Here is a 16,340-nt window from a genome sequence, read left to right as displayed (position 1 = left end):
ATGAGAATAGTATTCTTTATGTTTTTCGTATCGCATTTCGCTTTAGGACAATACATAGGCGGACAAGAAATTGATTCCTCTAAATTATCTCCATGGATTCCAAAATTTGAAATTGAATATTCGGGAAATTATCATTTTGGTGAAAGTGAAAGTGAATCAGATTTTATATTATTCTTCTCAAAAGATTGTATCATAGGTCAAGTTAAAATGGGCTATTGGGCAGAAAACGCACCTCAATGGAAATATAAATATATTACACTTACCAATATTACTATCGGAAAAAATGGAAAGTTAACCAGCGATCAACATTCAGGTTGGTTTATGAAATACAAATCCGACTCTGGCAAGTATGTAAAAGGTCTGAAAATTGAGAATCCTTGGACAGGTTGGATTGAAGATAGCGAGTTCGAATTTGGAGTTAAATCTCCTCTTAAGTTCGAGCATATTTACTATGGAAAATACACAAAAGCTTCGATTAGAAAACTAACTCTTCAAGAACTGAAAGATATGAGTCCCCAAGATCTAAAACTCATGAGAAATGAAATTTTTGCTCGATATGGATTTACTTTTAAAAAAGGTGGCGCTATGGAAAAGTATTTTAAAAAACAAGATTGGTATCGTTCTGAGCATATCAATGTAACAAAATTTTTAACTGAAATTGAACTATATAATGTTGATTTAATTCAAAAATTAGAAATTAAATAATACATTCGAAAAAAATTATTTTTAATTTATCAACAGACAATTCTATTTAGACAAAGGACTAGATAGGATATTAAAAAAATGCTATGAGAAAAATTAAACTTTGTATTGTACTTCTATTTTGTGCACTCACAATACATTCTCAACAAAAAGAATTTGAAGAAATTTTAGGAAAACAAAATGTAAAAACATTAAACTTTTTACTCCAAGACTTTGAAGAAAATATACTAAAGAAAAGATACCCTAGCGTTTCTTTACAAGATGCTTATTACAAATTAATTACTGAAGTTTCAGAAGAAAAATTATTACCAAAAGAGTTGCTTTCTACGAAAATGAAAAACACTTTTGATAATAGTGTCCTAAAAAGACAAATATATTGTCTTACGGACACGGTTTTTCTAGGTAATTCTAGACATGGTGTAAAAAAAAATAAAGGAAAAGCAATAATTGCAAGCTACAAATGCCTAAATCCAAATGGAAGAATTATAAATACTCATGCCGAGTTTTACTTTAATGACAATAAAAAGAGTCTTAATGAAACACTTTTATTCGCTAAGAATAGTTTGCAAGCTAACTTAACGGGCAAATACCTAAAAGCACTTAAAGGAGTAAAAATAAAATCACAATTTCTTAAGAAATATATAGAATTCATAGAAAACACAGGTGATTTAAGACATCCTAGTACTCTTTCGATTATTTTAACCAGAGAAAACATCAAACTGGATAATTTCTTAATCAAAAGAATAATCCTACTAAATATTATTTATACCTAGACCTTATTAAATAAATTTCAGGTAAACATTATTTACTAAAACTAAGTAAAAATATTAATTTCGAAGTTTTAAAATTTTAAAGAACATGAAAATTAAATTGTTGTGTGTTTTATTAGTAATAGGGGCTTTCACATTCGCGCAAACTACTAATAACCAAAACCCTAACAAACTTGTCCCTGGAACACATATTTACATATCTCCTCCTAAAAACTACAAACCATCTAAAGATTTTATCGGTTTTAAAGATGAAAATTCAATTATTCAATTTTATGATCTATTCGGAGGGAGTTTTTATTCTAATGCCAAGGATTTTACTAGAGAAAATTTCGAAAGAAATGGAATTACAGTTATGGAATTTAAAGATTTAAAAGTTGATAATTATCCCGCAAAAATGGCGCTTTTAAAAGTAAATCAAAATCAAATTAGTTTACAAATCGTTTTTGGAGACAGTGATTTCTCTGTTATGGCAATGGCCATATTATCTAGTTTCGAAAAAAATAAACTAACAGAAATAAAGAATTCTTTTTTCAATATTACATATGATAAAAACCGAAAAGTAGATCCTTTTGAAATTGCTTTTTTTAAAATTGATGAATCAAAAAGTGCTTATAAGTTTTCTAGAGCTACTTCGAATGTATATTTATACACCAAAAATGGCATGAAAAAAGAAACTCATTTAGGAGATTCTTTCTACACTATTACCCAATTACCGCATGACCCAGCGAGGATGGATCCAGAACTTATTGTTAATAACAGTTTAAGTTCTTTAAAAAGTAAAGGACTAATTATATCAGAAAAAATGGTTTCAAAAAGAAATACCTTAAATGGGGCTAAATGTTATGAAACCTTAATAATAGGAATACTAAATAGTAAAAAAGTTTATATTAAAGCTATTGGACTAGTAAAAGGGAGTCGCGCTATTTTAATTAATGCAATTGCTAAAAATGATTATGAAACAACCTTAAAGGAGTTTGAAAAACTAACAAAAGAAATCAAACTCAATTAATTCAAATCTAATAGAATTAAGTATTCTTTTTTATTATCTAATAAGTGGTCGTAAAATTGCTAAAAATTTAATCCAAAGAATTTAAAACATGAAGTTAATTCTAACAATACTAAAGTGGATAGGTAAAATAATGACAGGGTTATTAATTCTTGTATTATTAGCAGGATTATGTTTTAGAATATTTGACTCAAAACCAATACCACCAGGAAAGCTAGTTGATATCAATGGGACCAAACTACATGTTCGAGTAGAAGGAGAAAGAAACAATTACCCTACAATTATTTTGGAAGCTGGTGCAAATAGCTCTACAGATATGTTTCACTGGGTTTCAAAAGGTTTAAATAAAAAATTTAGAGTTATTCTTTATGATAGAGAAGGAAAATGGTTTAGCGAGTCTACTAAGGATAGCATACATCCAGAGTTTTATGCTAAACAATTACATGATTTGCTCGATAAAATCAACGAAAAACCTCCATATATTTTAGTTGGTCATTCAATGGGTGGACCTTATAATAGAATTTTTAGAGATGTATATCCTGATGAAGTTCTGGGAATGGTTTTCTTAGACTCTAGTCATCCAGAACAATGGAAACGATTGGCTCAAAAAGAACTAGTTCCGAAAAGTCAATTGGGATTAATAAAAGTGGGAACTGTTCTTGCAGATTTAGGAATTATAGGACTATTGAATACAATAAATAATTCTAGTTTTAGAAATGATGGATTGCCAAAAGAGTGTCATATTCGATCTCGTAAACTAACGTCGCATTCTGGACAAGTATACCGAAGATATTTAAAGGAAAATGATATCAATAAGGATATTTTACATCGGGCTGGGCGTTCTAGTCAACTAGACTCTCTACCTATTTTGGTATTTACTGCTACTGAACAGTACAGGGAAACTCAAAAAGAAAAATATCGCAAACAAGGAATTGATCCTGAGCAACAAATTCAAATATGGATGGAAATGCAAAGGGAAATGAAAGAACTTTCATCAAATGGTAAACAGTTTATTCTTAATGGAAACCATGGAGAAATAATTACCCAAAAAGAAAATGCCGATAAAATAAATCAAGAAATTTTATTGATGATAAAATCTATATTAGATTAAATATCTAATTCTTTTGATATTACATTTCATTCATATATTAAAATCAACTGTTCATATATTATTTGATCTATTTACATTCAATCTATTTAGAAAAAAGCTACAAATTCAGTAAATTTATAGTGTAGAATATGACACTATGAAATCTAGATATTCTACAATAAAACTTAACTACAATTATTATGAAAAAAGTTTATCTCGGAGCGAAAATTATCTCATTAGTTGTGTTTGGAATCTTAGGAATGTTGTCATTACTTATGTTTCCTTTTTTAATTGGAGAATCAGATTCAGAAACCTCTCTTCTTGGCTTTTACTATTTGGCAATATTTTTAATTTCTTTTTCTGTTCTTTATTTTATTGTTAAATACGAATTAAAAAAAGGGTGATTTTTTTTAAGTTGAAACCCTTTTACAAAATGAGATAAGCCCATATAGTTCACAAAAAGAAATAAATACTGTAACTTTATATCTTCAAACTTATGAACTATGAAAAGAATAATTTTATTGCTAGGCGTATTTACCTTTACTCTTATCTCGTGCACCAAAGAACAATCAACAATTAAAGAAGAAGAACCAGGATTCGATCTAAATAACCTTTATGGTGTCTGGAAAAAAACCGAAGTTTATAATGGAGTCCCTTCTACTTTTACTGTCATTGAAAATGGACCAACTCTAACATTTTTAGAAGACGCTACTTTTTCTACTGATGAATTTCCCTGTGGCGGAACATATACTTTTACAACAGATTCTATAATCAAAGCGGATTTTGATTGCGCTGGTGCAATGATGGACTTTCATTATAATGATGATGGAGATTCCGCTGAAATTCTACGATATTTCGGATTTGAAGGAGCTTTTGATCGTTATAAAAAGATATCAGACCCAGAGTAAATATTTTGTAATAAAAAATCAATTACAATTGTTATAACAAAAGTTAAAAAGAAGTTATTTAACACTTCTAAACTGGTTATAACTAATTAGTAATATTAAAGTTTAGCTATATTTAAAACATCAATAGCTGAACTATGATTAGAGTACTTTTATTCTTCTTAACCTTCCTGTATTTTTCAAGTAATGCGCAGGAAAGTAAACCTAATTCCATTGGTAAAAACCATTGGATAAATTCAAAAATTCTTAAAGAAAAAAGAGAAGTTACAATTTATATTCCTGAGAATTATAAGAGCGTAAAAACTAATTACCCAGTTCTTTATATTATTGATGGACAAAGATATTTTCTAAATGGAGTACTTTATCAACATACGTTAAAATGGCAAGACAAAACTCCAGATTTTATTGTTGTAGGTATAAAAACCAATAATCGCCAAAGAAGAAAACTATTTTCAAGCGACTCTAAAAAATTCATTCAGTTTTTGAATTCTGAACTCGTTCCGTACTTAGAAAACAATTATAGAACCTCCTCAAAAAGATATCTGTTTGGCTGGGAAATGGCTGGAGGATTAGCTATTGAAATTCTAACGAGTACTCATAATCTCTTTTCCGCTTATTTTATATCTAGTCCAACTCATTTAACTGATGAAAGACTTCAAAAGTTATCAAACAAACTATCACTAAACAAAAATCCAACAGAACTTATATACGTTACTTTAGGTTTTAATGAAAATTGGGCTCTTTCTTCTATTGAAAAACTGCAAAAAATTCTTCGTGATAACAATTCATCAAAACTGAAATGGAAATATGAATTATACGAAGATGAAAATCATCATTCTACTCCAACTTTAACAATCCACAAAGGATTAAATTTATATTTTAACGATTATGTGTACTTACGATTTAAATCTTTAAAAGAGTTTGAAGACTTTGGTGGAATTGATCAATTAAAAAAACACTTTGTTGAACGAGGAAGGAAATATGATATCTCAAAAGCTATCCATAAAAGCACCAAACATTTTCTTTTATTACAAGCAATGAAAGAGAATAATTTCGAGTCTTTTACGCTTTTTATGAACGAATTTAAAGATTACTATAAAACCAAAACAAGAGATTTATGGTTTAATAGGTATGCTCAGTTTTATTTAAAACATAATCATCCAAATCAAGCAATCGAAATCCTAAATCACGGACAAGAAAAGTTTCCTGATTCCGCTATACTTCAAGCCAGTTTGGGCGATGCTTTTTTTAGTACAGGAAATAAAGAAAAAGCTAAAAATCATTATCAAAAAGCACTTCATTTAGCTATTAAAAATGATGATGACAACATCAATATTTATAAAACTAAAATAGAACAGATTAAGTAATACATTCATTACATTTTTTAATTCTGAATGTAACATTTTGTGAAATTCGACTACTGATAATAAAAAATTGTCGACAATACTTACATAATAAAATAACTGTTTATGAAATTACTAATTGAACTATTAACTGGAGATTTACAACCAGAATATAAAACTACAGAATCTGAAATCTATGCTGGTGAAGCAAACTTGTTTAGAAGTGGAGTTTCAATAGGAGGAAAATTATTTCTAACTTCTGAAAGATTGATTTTCTTACCTCATAAATTCAACTTTAATAAAAAGATAGAATATATTGAATTGAGTGAGGTGAATGTTTTTCAAAGTATTACATCTCTAAACATATTAAACAACACATTAGCATTTACTCTTGAAAATGGAACCGAATTGATTTTTATTGTTAATAATATTGAAATTTGGATGGAAGAAATTGAAAGAGCCAAAAAAGTAGTTGACCTTATTTAAATCACATAAAAACAGCGATATAAAATCGCTGTTTTTTTTATCTAACTAAAAAAGTATATCAATCATTATAACTATGCCAATCCCATTAAACAATAAAAATTGATATACCAATTAGAGCTACAAAACTATAGCTTTCTCCACTCAGTTCCGTTGTTCCACTTTATCAACTCTCCGTTCTCAGAAAGTTGACCTGATTTATCTCCTCCGTCATCAGTAAAGTCTACATCCAATACAGGAGGATAAATTTGTGTAAAAGAAGATCCAATAAAAGGACCTCTTCCATTCGAATATTTCACTTCGTAATACCCTTCATTCCCTTTAAAAGAAGTTGGCACTACTGTAATTAATGTTCCGTTTAAGTCTTTCCATTCGCCTACAAAACCAATGGCTGTTAAATTATTTGACATGATATTTTATTTTAATGGTCCTACTCTATTTATTACTGGCTTTTCGGATACGGCCATTGTTTTCAAAACATTATAGTAGCTACTTAATTAATTTATTTGTTTTGATTACAACATAAAATTCAGAAATTAAAGCTTTGTTATTCAGTAAAATGGAACTAAACATGGTTTTATTAGAATAAAGGCGTAGATTACTAGAAGGAATAATTTACAACTACCAAAACATCAATAAATAGGTTTAAAATTTCGTTAAATTCCCTACTATCATTTTTGATAGGTATTGTTATTAACCTTCTCCCCAACTAGATTTGTATGAGTAAATTACTTTTAAGATGAAATCAACATTTATATATACGCTAACGGTTATTGGATTATTTGTTTCCTGTACTACAAAAGAACTTGATAAATCAAAAAAGGATCAAGAAATTATAAACCCGACCAACAAAGTTCTTTTAAGTTCAGATATTGTCTGGGAAAAATTGAACCCTGCTAGAGGAGACAAAAGCCCGCAAGCTGGAACAATTTGGGGAGATCGAAAAGGAAATGTAGGAACTGGGTTTTTAGCAAAATTCGTTGATGGATTCTCATCTCCTCCTCACATTCATAATGTTACCTATAGAGCAGTAGTCATAAAAGGTTTAGTACATAACGACGATCCAAAAGCTGAAAACATGTGGATGAAACCTGGTTCTTTTTGGACACAACCCGCTGGCGAATCTCATATTACTTCCGCTAAAGGAGATGAAAATATTGCTTTAGTTGAAATAAATGAAGGCCCGTATTTAGTAAAACCCATAAGTGAAGCTCACGACAATGGAGAAAGACCAATAAATATAGATGTTTCAAATATTGTTTGGCTAAATAACACCAAAACAAATTGGATTGATAAAAACAATACTGCTGAAATTAGTTTTCTATTAAATACAGTAAATAAAAATGGTTTTAAAAGTCTATTTGTAAAACTTCCTAAAAAATTTAAAGGCGAAATTAAAACTACTGGAACTGTTGTTCATGCCGTTGTTGTTCAGGGAAATTTAAACTATACAATGCCTCAAAACAAAGAGAAGAAAATATTAGATACGGGAAGTTATTTTGGTTCCAAAGATAAAGCTACTCATACAATTTCCAATTCCTCAAATGGAGAAACGATTTTATATTTTAGAACCAACGGAGATTTATATGTGAAATAGTTGAATTTTCTAAATCAAAAAACATAGATTTTTAGCTTAAAACAATACTTTTCCTTATACTATCGACTTATCAATTTTGATATTATTCAATCTACAAAAGTGAGTTGAAAGGAAATATTTTATTTGGTTAAACCGAGCCAAAATTTAAAGTTTGGTTTATATTTATCCCCCGTTAAAACATTCTAGTTTTAATAAAATAACCAACCATTAAAAATCTATGAAAAATAATTTACCATTACTCCTTTGTCTATTTGTTTTTTCAGCATTTGCTCAAACGAAAACAATCAATAAAGACTGGACAGCTTATTCTCAATCTATAGATGTTTCTATGTATGAAGAAGCTGAATTTAAAGTATCAGCATATCTAAGAAAAACAGATGATGGTACAAAAGGAAAATCTGCATTATGGGTGAGAATAGATAAGAAAGATAAAACTTATGGATTCTTTAGAAATGACGCTTATGATAAAAGTAAAGTTGTTTCTAAAGACTGGAAAAAATTTGAAATTTCAGGAAAAGTAGATAAGGGTGCGAGCAATCTTTATTTTGGCGCTTTCTGTCAAGGAAATGGAGACTATTTTTATGATAATTTTGAAGTTAAACTAAAAATGAAAAATGGTAAGTGGAAAACACTTGACATTTCTAATCATAGTTTTGAGAAAGCGCATTCTGAAGATACTTGGGACGAAGGTATTCGAAAAAGCAATATCGTAAGAGCAAAAAACTTTACCATTCAGTATTCAAAAGATGCTCCGTTTAAAGGAAAGTATTCTTTACAATTAACCGGTAAAAACATAATTGGAAATAGTAAAAACGGAAAATTTGTTGATGTTAATAATGTAAAATTATACTACGAGACTTATGGTGAAGGAACTCCATTATTATTTCTTCATGGTAATGGGCAATCAATGAGTGCTTTTATCAATCAAGTTGAGCTTTTTTCAAAGCATTATAAAGTAATACTTGTAGATTGTAGAGGAAGAGGAAATTCTTCATTTGACTATTCAACTGAATTAACCTATACCTTAGAAGCCAATGATATTAATTTGTTTTTAGATAAAATTGGCATTACAAAAGCACATGTTGTTGGATGGAGTGATGGTGGAATTATTGGTTTAATTATGGCCATGAAATACCCTGCAAAAGTTGATAAACTTGTAGCAATAGGTGCCAATATTAATCCGCAAGGTTTAAAAGATTTAGATAACATGTTCTCTACGATTAAAGAACTTGAAAAAACAAATAAAAATAATAGTAATGATTTGTTCATTTCTTTATACAAGTTAATGGCATATTATCCTAAACTTGACTATGATGATCTGAAAGTTATCAAATCAAAAACCTTAATAATGGCTGGAGATCATGATGAAATCAAGAACATTCATACCATTAAAATGTACGAGGCTATTAAGGATGCTCAATTAGCTATTCTTCCAAATGAAACTCATTATTTTCCTGAAGAAAACCCAGAATTTTTCAATCAACTTCTAATGAAGTTTTTAAAAAAGTAGAATAACTCATTTAATACATAGAGTACATTTACAATTTGTATATTTCTTTTTAGCTTTAATTCAAGTAATTAGCAATACAATGAATATTCTTCTTAATCATATCCTTGAACAATTAATAGAAATTCAAAACGGTCAGAATTGGATTGGTGGTTCGTATGAGAAAAAACTCAATCGTGTTTCGGATGAGCTAATATTTATTCGTCCTAAAAAAGACTTACATAGCATTGCTGAAATCATTTCTCATCTTACGTTATGGCGTAAAGAAGCTATCTTAAAAATTAAAACTGGTAAAGGAAGTAAAACTGACGATTGTGAAGAAAATTGGTTATCAAATAATCAATTAAAGCTAAAAGGCTGGAAAAATATAAAGTCAGAATATGATTCTAGTTTATATGAACTTATAAAATTGCTAAAAGAAAAAGACGATCAATTTCTCCACGAAGAATATTACGATACTGATTTTAAGGGAAATTTTAACTATAACTTTTTGCTGAAAGGAATACTTCATCACGATATTTATCATCTCGGTCAACTCGGAATTATCATTAAATATTTAAACGACAAAACTTCCTTGTCGTAATTAGAACATGAATAACAGAAAAATAGCACTTCACTTATTTATCTTTTTGGGCTTTTCATTGCTTTGTCAAATAACGAGTGCCCAAGAAACTATTGAAGAATATTCTCCTTTACAAAAAGACAGTATACGAATTGGTAATGGAGAGAAAGATTTTTTCTCTTTTATCCAAAGAGGATATACTTTGCAACTACCAAAATCAAAAGAAATTAATGGAACACTAATATTCCTAGAAGGTTCTGGATTCGATAAAAAAAACATCAGCGCGAAACAACTTTACAAGCAAGCAAATAAAAAAGGATTTGCTGTATTATCGGTATCTACAGAAATTCCTTTTGATTTCTATTTTTCAGTAAACTCGATTCGTTCCGCTCATGAAGAAATTCAAAAAGCATTTCTAAAACATAAACTACCGAACAAGAATATTTTCTTTTTAGGTGCTAGTTTAACTGGACACAGAGCAATGCGATACATAAAAGTTTCTACAGATAAAAATTATGAATTTCAGCTTAACACAAAGGGAATTGTGATTTGTAATTTTACGTTAGATTGGACGAGGAAATGGCATCAACATGAGAGAGAAATAAGAATCCAGAAAAATAACTTATGGGAACCTAAATTCATAAATTATATGCTCGAAACTCATTTGGGTGGAACTCCTCAAACGCAACCAGAGAAGTATCATGAGTTTTCTGCCTATAGTTTCTTCGATAAAGAAAATAGAAACATAAGCCTTTATAAAAACTTAGCCATTAGAGCTTATGTTGAACCTGCTATAAAGTATAAATTAACAAAGCAGTACAGAACTTTATACGAGAATAACACAACTGATTTAGTTGGATTCATAGCAGAACAACGACTCGCTGGTAATGAAAAGACAGAATTAATTGTATTTCAACCTGGAGATAATCCTTCAAAAAAGAAAAATGTACAATCCACTTGGAATGCTATTGATAAAAAAGAATTAATGAATTGGGTTCTGAAACAAATATGCGATTAGAAAACAAAAAATCCAGTAACACTAGCTACCGGATTTTAATATTTGTGGAGACGCCGAGAATCGAACTCGGGTCCAAACAAGTAGCTCAAGAGCTTTCTACATACTTAGTTTTTATTTAATTTTCGACCAAAAGCTGACTAAAAACCATCCACTTTTAGCTTATCTTCTTTAGTTTCGAAAACTTATCGAAGTGCTAAGTTTTCTATGTTTACTTTTATGATGCCCATAAATGAAACGCCGTAAACCAAGGCTTTCCGTGGACATTTAGCTTGCGCACCTCGTGCGCCTAGGCTTGAATCTTACTATAATTCGGATTATTAAGCAGCTAAAGCGTAATTATTTTCGCCATTTAAATTGTTGAAATAAGTTTAACGAGAATCATTTCAGTCCTCGGTATGCTTACAATTTCACTAGTCTTGCTGTCAAAACCAGTCGTCCCCAATATGTCAATGATATGTTTCCTTTTTTTCAAAATATATACCAAAATCAACAAAGTGTCATTCTGACCGAATACATCTTAAAAAGTCGGACCACAAATATAAAAACAAGTTTAGATTATTTAGCAAGAATCAAGAGTTTTAATTTATACTTAAAATCACACCACCGATTTTTTTATATATTTAGACCCGCCGCTAACCAATAATAGTTTTATGCGCTCCTACTCTATTCTTTTTCTAGTATTCGTTTATTCTGTTATGCATTGTTTTTCTCAGCAAACAACAAGTGACAATCAACAAGAACTTAAAGCATTAAAAAAGAAGTTTTATGATAATAAAAAAATAGGAACAGATAGTGCCATAATTTATATGGACCGTTTATCTCAAAAAACAAATATCCCATATAAAACATTTGGATTCGCTGGAGCTATTTACTTGAAAACTCGTGATAAATATCCTTTGGATTTTGAGGCTTACAGAGACAGTATAAACAAATATCTTCCACAAATAACCGAGAATAAAAACAATTACACACTCTTATTTGATATATACATTCTTTTAGGAAATACTTCAAAAAGAAGAGGACAAATGAAAGCTGCTCTAGAATACTATTTAAAAGCAGAAAACTATGCTTTAATTACTAACGACATTGAACGAATTGTAAAAATTAAAGGAAATATAGCTTTGATCTATCAAGACATTGGTCAATTTAATAAAGCACTGGACAAGATAAAAACCACTTTAAAAATTGCGGAAAACAATAAAGACGTTCTAGGATCGAAATATGCCGGTAGAAAATATAAGACTTTACTAAACACCAGTGCTATTTATAATTCTATATTTAAATCAGATAAGACAGTTTTAGCGAATGCAGATTCTTCGATACATTATTTAAATCGAATTTTAAATGATAAGCAATTAAAACTTTCAAAATTTAGATATGGTCAAGTATATTCAAACTTAGCGATAACATATACGCTAAAAGAGGAGCATAAAAAAGCAAGACCTTACTACGATAAGAGTATAGATTTGTTTACTGAAATTAAAGCTCAATCTTATTTATATAACTCTTATTACAACAGTGGAATTAACTATTGGCATTTAGATAGTTTAGCCAAATCAAAATCTGACTTTTTAAATGTTCTCCGAATTAAAAAAGATAGTGTGTTAGATCCTAACTATGTTAACACACATAAATACTTAAGTGAAATCTACGTCAAAGAAAAAAACACTGATTCTGCTTCTTATTATTTTGCTAAACATGAGAAAATATTGGAAAGAGCATTTAGTGCGGAACAAAAAGAACAGGAACGTATTCTTAAAGATGACGAAACTTATCTACTGAAAAAGAAAATCGAAAATTTAAAGAAGACGAATTCAAAAAGTAAAAACCTATTTAATATTGCCGTAGTTTCTCTTATTATAATTATTCTATTGAGTATTTATATCTTAAGTAAAAACATAAGAGAAAAGAAAAATGCCAAACAGAGATTAGAGCAACTTTTACAAACGGAAAAATCCGAAAGCAAGGACAACGGTTCTAGCTCAAAGCTGGTTATTAAAAACGAGCAACATCAAGAAATTATAGACGGTTTAAAGAAAATTGAAAAGAGTTTATTTTTCTTAAAAGAAGATTTCAATTTATACACGACAGCAAAAAAAATAGGAACTAATACAACTTATCTTTCAAAAATCATTAAAGATTATAAAAAGATGACCTTTAGTGAATATACGAATGAGTTAAGGATAAAATATATTGTCGAAAAATTATCTACAGATAAAACGGTGAGAGCTTATACAACTCAAGCCATTGGTGAAATTGGAGGATATAAAAATGCGAAATCGTTTACTCGCATATTTAAAAAATATACTGGTATAACTCCATTTCAATTCATTGAAAAAATTGAAACGGAGTTGTAAGGGTTAGCACATATTTTTATTCAACGCAAACTCCGTTTTCTTTTCTCGTTTTCGTTTTATCATCAATTGGTGGTAAACAATCTTCGTCTCCATCTGTATTTACATCTCCATCAAATTTAGTATCTCCTGCAAAGATTCTAAACTGCACTTTTTTTGAAATTTCAAAACTTTTCAAATCCTCAATAAATGTTCGTTTCATAATTATTAGTTTTTTAGATGCTTAAAATTAACACTTTAGAATATTACTTCTACAAATCAGAAGCACAACAAGTAAAAAACAAAACAAACCCTTTTAAATCAGAGACTTAATACATTTTTACTTGGTTACTATTTGTAAAATATACCTCCATATTTTATAAATGCAAACCCTATTCACTTCATTTTCTCAAGGATTCATTAAATATTTGTTCAAGAGCAATCAGTCTCAATGTACCGCGGAACCTGAAAAGCATTTAATAGAGTAAGGACCATAAAAATTTAATTCAATTATGTTAAAGTCAATTTCTAATTTAGGTAAAGTATTAAATAAAGATTCTCAGTTAAAAATAAACGGAGGAGCAATCAAATGTCCTGACGGAACTAGAAGAGTTTGTATTGGTTCTCCATATTTACCAACAGGAGTTTCTTGCTGGTGTCAAGTTATGGGAGATACTGCTACAATGTAATTTAACTCTAGATTCTTCCCGAAAATTTAGTAAATCTAAGCTCTTATTGATCATTCAGTAAGAGCTTTTTTTATGTAGAAATGAACTCATTGAACACCTCAACCTTCAAATGAATTAAACTGAAATTACGACTTGTACAGTAGGGTAAAATCGTGTATTTTTGTAAATCGATGTTGTAATTTACAACAAATCACATCTAATTTGTTAAATTTTATACAATCAACCATGAAGTTTGGAATCATTAAAGAGCGTAAAAACCCACCTGATAAAAGAGTTGTTTTTTCTCCAGAGAAATTAAAGGAATTTAAAACTAAATTTCCTCAGGCTGAAATTGTAGTGGAAAGTTCGGATATCAGAGTTTTTAAAGATGAAGAATACGCTGCGGCTGGTTTTGAAGTTACAAATGACCTAACAGATTGCGATGTATTATTAGGTGTAAAAGAAGTTCCTGTAGACAATTTAATACCGAACAAGAAGTACTTTTTCTTCAGTCACACTATTAAAAAGCAACCTTATAATAGAAAATTATTACAGGCAATGTTGGCTAAAAACATTGAAATGTATGATCATGAAACGATTATAAAAGCTAATGGTGCACGTTTAATCGGATTCGGAAGGTATGCTGGATTAGTTGGTGCTTATAACGGAATTAGAGCAATTGGTTTAAAAGAAGGATCATTTGCTTTACCAAAAGTAGAAACATTAGCAGATTTGGATGAAGTGAAAAGTGAATTAGATAAAATTCAACTTCCTAATATCAAAATTTTACTTTCTGGAACTGGAAAAGTAGCTAAAGGTGCTCAAGAAATATTAGATCATTTACAAATAAAGCAAGTAAGTGATGCTTTATATCTAACTTCTAAATTTACTGAACCTGTATATTGTTTAGTTGATGTGATGGAATATGCAAAACGCAAGGATGGTAAAGTTGGAGACAAATTTGAATTTTATAAAGATCCAACTGGTTATGAAAGTAACTTTATGCCATACGCTAAAGAAACTGATTTCTTTATTGCGGGTCATTTCTACGGTGATGGCGCTCCATATTTATTCACTAGAGAAGATGTGAAATCTAGTGATTTTAACATCAAATACGTTGCAGATATTTCATGTGATGTTGACGGGCCTGTTGCTACAACCTTAAGAGCATCTACAATTGCTGATCCTATTTACGGATATGATGCTATGTCTGAATCTGAAGTAGACTACAAAGATGATAACGCTATTGTAGTTATGGCAGTAGATAATTTACCTTGTGAATTACCTAAAGATGCTAGTGAAGGATTTGGAGACATGTTCTTAGATCATGTAATTCCAGCTTTTTACAACAATGATAAAGACGGAATATTAGAACGCGCTAAAATGACAACTGATACTGGAGAGTTAACGGAAAGATACCTATATTTACAAGACTATGTAGAAGGTAACGATAACTATGCACTTCATTAAAAAGTCATTAAAATTTTCACTTTATTTTTTAGTTAGTATTGCAGCGTATCTCTTGATGGCTGTTGTATTAAGTTACATTACAGTTAATAAGAAACAACAAGCAAGTGATAAAAGTGTTTATCTCAGTTCTAATGGAATTCATTTAAGTTTAATTATTCCAAAAAATGAGCTTACTAATGCTGTTCTTAAAGATTTGAACTTACCTTACTCGTGCAAATTCGTACGATTTGGTTGGGGAGATGTAAACTTCTATTTAAATATACCTACCTGGAACGATTTTAAGTTTTCATATGCCTTCGGTGCTTTATTTCTGGATAATCCTACTTTAGTAGAAGTTAATGCAAAAAACATTTTGAATCCCGATTGGACTAGAGTTCCAATTCGTACTGAACAATTAGAAAAACTGAACATTTATATTCAAGAAACTTTTAAACTTGATCATTCCAATCATAAAGTTAAAATCGAACAGAAAATGTATCCTAACTCCCAACTTTATCAAGCAAACGGATCTTATTCTCCGATAAAAACATGTAATACTTGGGTAAATACTGGCTTTAAACGAAGTGGATTAAAAGCTAGTTTTTGGACACTTTTTGATTTTGGACTTTTGAATAAATACCAATAATGGAACCAGATAAACAATTTCTAATAGACACGGCAAATATGAAAATGCCTTTCGGAAAGTATAAAGGAACTTATTTAATTGATATTCCAGAATACTATATGGTTTGGTATAAGAATAAAGGATTTCCGAATGGAAAACTGGGAAGAATGATGGCATTAGTTTATGAATTACAACTTAATGGTCTTGAGAGTATTCTTCGAAAATTAAGATCATAAAAATATAAAGCTGCCTTAAAAAGTCTTAAACGTCATTCTGAATTCA

The 16,340-nt window shown here is 29.6% G+C and carries 18 protein-coding genes and 1 other RNA gene; 16 read left to right on the top strand and 3 right to left on the bottom strand.

Annotated features, from left to right (window positions below):
* From ABNT61_RS16215 to ABNT61_RS16185, 7 genes are all read left to right on the top strand, one after another.
* On the top strand, positions 1-705 hold the full coding sequence (locus ABNT61_RS16215; RefSeq protein WP_348743981.1) for a YARHG domain-containing protein: 705 nt from the start codon (positions 1-3) through the stop codon (positions 703-705).
* A gap of 83 nt (positions 706-788) precedes the next feature.
* The gene (locus tag ABNT61_RS16210) at positions 789-1,475 is read left to right on the top strand and encodes a hypothetical protein (protein WP_348743980.1); all 687 of its coding nucleotides are present in this window, start codon (positions 789-791) and stop codon (positions 1,473-1,475) included.
* A gap of 85 nt (positions 1,476-1,560) precedes the next feature.
* Complete coding sequence (locus ABNT61_RS16205) at positions 1,561-2,481, top strand: hypothetical protein (RefSeq protein ID WP_348709690.1); 921 nt, start codon at positions 1,561-1,563, stop codon at positions 2,479-2,481.
* 88 nt (positions 2,482-2,569) lie between these two features.
* On the top strand, positions 2,570-3,589 hold the full coding sequence (locus ABNT61_RS16200) for an alpha/beta hydrolase (RefSeq protein WP_348743979.1): 1,020 nt from the start codon (positions 2,570-2,572) through the stop codon (positions 3,587-3,589).
* A gap of 482 nt (positions 3,590-4,071) precedes the next feature.
* Complete coding sequence (locus ABNT61_RS16195) at positions 4,072-4,476, top strand: hypothetical protein (RefSeq protein ID WP_348743978.1); 405 nt, start codon at positions 4,072-4,074, stop codon at positions 4,474-4,476.
* A 134-nt stretch (positions 4,477-4,610) separates the two neighbouring features.
* Entirely contained in the window at positions 4,611-5,840 is a 1,230-nt protein-coding gene (locus ABNT61_RS16190) for an alpha/beta hydrolase-fold protein (RefSeq protein ID WP_348743977.1), read from the top strand.
* A 102-nt stretch (positions 5,841-5,942) separates the two neighbouring features.
* Entirely contained in the window at positions 5,943-6,302 is a 360-nt protein-coding gene (locus tag ABNT61_RS16185) for a hypothetical protein (protein WP_348743976.1), read from the top strand.
* 125 nt (positions 6,303-6,427) lie between these two features.
* Here ABNT61_RS16185 and ABNT61_RS16180 read toward each other — a convergent pair whose 3' ends face one another.
* Entirely contained in the window at positions 6,428-6,709 is a 282-nt protein-coding gene (locus tag ABNT61_RS16180) for a hypothetical protein (protein ID WP_348743975.1), read from the bottom strand.
* 329 nt (positions 6,710-7,038) lie between these two features.
* Here ABNT61_RS16180 and ABNT61_RS16175 point away from each other — a divergent pair, with 329 nt between their 5' ends.
* The 4 genes from ABNT61_RS16175 to ABNT61_RS16160 all read left to right on the top strand — a co-directional run bounded on the left by ABNT61_RS16175 (position 7,039) and on the right by ABNT61_RS16160 (position 10,983).
* Positions 7,039-7,896, top strand: coding sequence for a DUF4437 domain-containing protein (locus ABNT61_RS16175; protein WP_348743974.1), 858 nt, complete (start codon positions 7,039-7,041; stop codon positions 7,894-7,896).
* A 217-nt stretch (positions 7,897-8,113) separates the two neighbouring features.
* Positions 8,114-9,406, top strand: coding sequence for an alpha/beta hydrolase (locus tag ABNT61_RS16170; RefSeq protein ID WP_348743973.1), 1,293 nt, complete (start codon positions 8,114-8,116; stop codon positions 9,404-9,406).
* Positions 9,407-9,485: 79 nt separating this feature from the next.
* Positions 9,486-9,986 (top strand): DinB family protein, encoded by a 501-nt coding sequence (locus tag ABNT61_RS16165; RefSeq protein WP_348743972.1) that lies wholly within the window; start codon positions 9,486-9,488, stop codon positions 9,984-9,986.
* Between the two features lie 7 nt (positions 9,987-9,993).
* Complete coding sequence (locus tag ABNT61_RS16160; RefSeq protein ID WP_348743971.1) at positions 9,994-10,983, top strand: hypothetical protein; 990 nt, start codon at positions 9,994-9,996, stop codon at positions 10,981-10,983.
* 42 nt (positions 10,984-11,025) lie between these two features.
* Here the strand turns inward: ABNT61_RS16160 and ssrA are convergent.
* Positions 11,026-11,423, bottom strand: a transfer-messenger RNA (tmRNA) gene (gene ssrA, locus ABNT61_RS16155).
* 255 nt (positions 11,424-11,678) lie between these two features.
* Between ssrA and ABNT61_RS16150 the strand changes: the two genes are divergently transcribed.
* Complete coding sequence (locus ABNT61_RS16150; protein ID WP_348743970.1) at positions 11,679-13,340, top strand: helix-turn-helix domain-containing protein; 1,662 nt, start codon at positions 11,679-11,681, stop codon at positions 13,338-13,340.
* 16 nt (positions 13,341-13,356) lie between these two features.
* Here the strand turns inward: ABNT61_RS16150 and ABNT61_RS16145 are convergent, their stop codons facing one another.
* On the bottom strand, positions 13,357-13,539 hold the full coding sequence (locus ABNT61_RS16145) for a hypothetical protein (RefSeq protein WP_348743969.1): 183 nt from the start codon (positions 13,537-13,539) through the stop codon (positions 13,357-13,359).
* 289 nt (positions 13,540-13,828) lie between these two features.
* Between ABNT61_RS16145 and ABNT61_RS16140 the strand changes: the two genes are divergently transcribed.
* The 4 genes from ABNT61_RS16140 to ABNT61_RS16125 all read left to right on the top strand — a co-directional run bounded on the left by ABNT61_RS16140 (position 13,829) and on the right by ABNT61_RS16125 (position 16,294).
* Entirely contained in the window at positions 13,829-14,005 is a 177-nt protein-coding gene (locus ABNT61_RS16140; protein ID WP_348722561.1) for a hypothetical protein, read from the top strand.
* A gap of 225 nt (positions 14,006-14,230) precedes the next feature.
* Entirely contained in the window at positions 14,231-15,454 is a 1,224-nt protein-coding gene (locus tag ABNT61_RS16135) for an NAD(P)-dependent oxidoreductase (RefSeq protein WP_348740637.1), read from the top strand.
* Entirely contained in the window at positions 15,441-16,079 is a 639-nt protein-coding gene (locus tag ABNT61_RS16130; protein WP_348743968.1) for a DUF2459 domain-containing protein, read from the top strand. The genes ABNT61_RS16135 and ABNT61_RS16130 overlap by 14 nt, the downstream gene beginning before the upstream one ends.
* Complete coding sequence (locus ABNT61_RS16125; RefSeq protein ID WP_348722565.1) at positions 16,079-16,294, top strand: DUF3820 family protein; 216 nt, start codon at positions 16,079-16,081, stop codon at positions 16,292-16,294. The genes ABNT61_RS16130 and ABNT61_RS16125 overlap by 1 nt, the downstream gene beginning before the upstream one ends.
* Positions 16,295-16,340: the final 46 nt, after the last annotated feature.

Source organism: Tenacibaculum sp. 190524A05c (genome assembly GCF_964036595.1).
Lineage (GTDB): Bacteria > Bacteroidota > Bacteroidia > Flavobacteriales > Flavobacteriaceae > Polaribacter > Polaribacter platacis.
This window is presented reverse-complemented; position numbering and strand designations above follow the sequence as displayed.

What these genes read in the sequence shown, in the direction of transcription:
- ABNT61_RS16200 (WP_348743979.1), top strand. Translation starts at nt 2,570, where the DNA reads ATGAAGTTAATTCTAACAATACTAAAGTGGATAGGTAAAATAATGACA.
- ABNT61_RS16180 (WP_348743975.1), bottom strand. Translation starts at nt 6,709, where the DNA reads ATGTCAAATAATTTAACAGCCATTGGTTTTGTAGGCGAATGGAAAGAC.
- ABNT61_RS16175 (WP_348743974.1), top strand. Translation starts at nt 7,039, where the DNA reads ATGAAATCAACATTTATATATACGCTAACGGTTATTGGATTATTTGTT.
- ABNT61_RS16190 (WP_348743977.1), top strand. Translation starts at nt 4,611, where the DNA reads ATGATTAGAGTACTTTTATTCTTCTTAACCTTCCTGTATTTTTCAAGT.
- ABNT61_RS16205 (WP_348709690.1), top strand. Translation starts at nt 1,561, where the DNA reads ATGAAAATTAAATTGTTGTGTGTTTTATTAGTAATAGGGGCTTTCACA.
- ABNT61_RS16150 (WP_348743970.1), top strand. Translation starts at nt 11,679, where the DNA reads ATGCATTGTTTTTCTCAGCAAACAACAAGTGACAATCAACAAGAACTT.
- ABNT61_RS16130 (WP_348743968.1), top strand. Translation starts at nt 15,441, where the DNA reads ATGCACTTCATTAAAAAGTCATTAAAATTTTCACTTTATTTTTTAGTT.
- ABNT61_RS16185 (WP_348743976.1), top strand. Translation starts at nt 5,943, where the DNA reads ATGAAATTACTAATTGAACTATTAACTGGAGATTTACAACCAGAATAT.
- ABNT61_RS16125 (WP_348722565.1), top strand. Translation starts at nt 16,079, where the DNA reads ATGGAACCAGATAAACAATTTCTAATAGACACGGCAAATATGAAAATG.
- ABNT61_RS16145 (WP_348743969.1), bottom strand. Translation starts at nt 13,539, where the DNA reads ATGAAACGAACATTTATTGAGGATTTGAAAAGTTTTGAAATTTCAAAA.
- ABNT61_RS16135 (WP_348740637.1), top strand. Translation starts at nt 14,231, where the DNA reads ATGAAGTTTGGAATCATTAAAGAGCGTAAAAACCCACCTGATAAAAGA.
- ABNT61_RS16210 (WP_348743980.1), top strand. Translation starts at nt 789, where the DNA reads ATGAGAAAAATTAAACTTTGTATTGTACTTCTATTTTGTGCACTCACA.
- ABNT61_RS16160 (WP_348743971.1), top strand. Translation starts at nt 9,994, where the DNA reads ATGAATAACAGAAAAATAGCACTTCACTTATTTATCTTTTTGGGCTTT.
- ABNT61_RS16140 (WP_348722561.1), top strand. Translation starts at nt 13,829, where the DNA reads ATGTTAAAGTCAATTTCTAATTTAGGTAAAGTATTAAATAAAGATTCT.
- ABNT61_RS16195 (WP_348743978.1), top strand. Translation starts at nt 4,072, where the DNA reads ATGAAAAGAATAATTTTATTGCTAGGCGTATTTACCTTTACTCTTATC.
- ABNT61_RS16170 (WP_348743973.1), top strand. Translation starts at nt 8,114, where the DNA reads ATGAAAAATAATTTACCATTACTCCTTTGTCTATTTGTTTTTTCAGCA.
- ABNT61_RS16165 (WP_348743972.1), top strand. Translation starts at nt 9,486, where the DNA reads ATGAATATTCTTCTTAATCATATCCTTGAACAATTAATAGAAATTCAA.
- ABNT61_RS16215 (WP_348743981.1), top strand. Translation starts at nt 1, where the DNA reads ATGAGAATAGTATTCTTTATGTTTTTCGTATCGCATTTCGCTTTAGGA.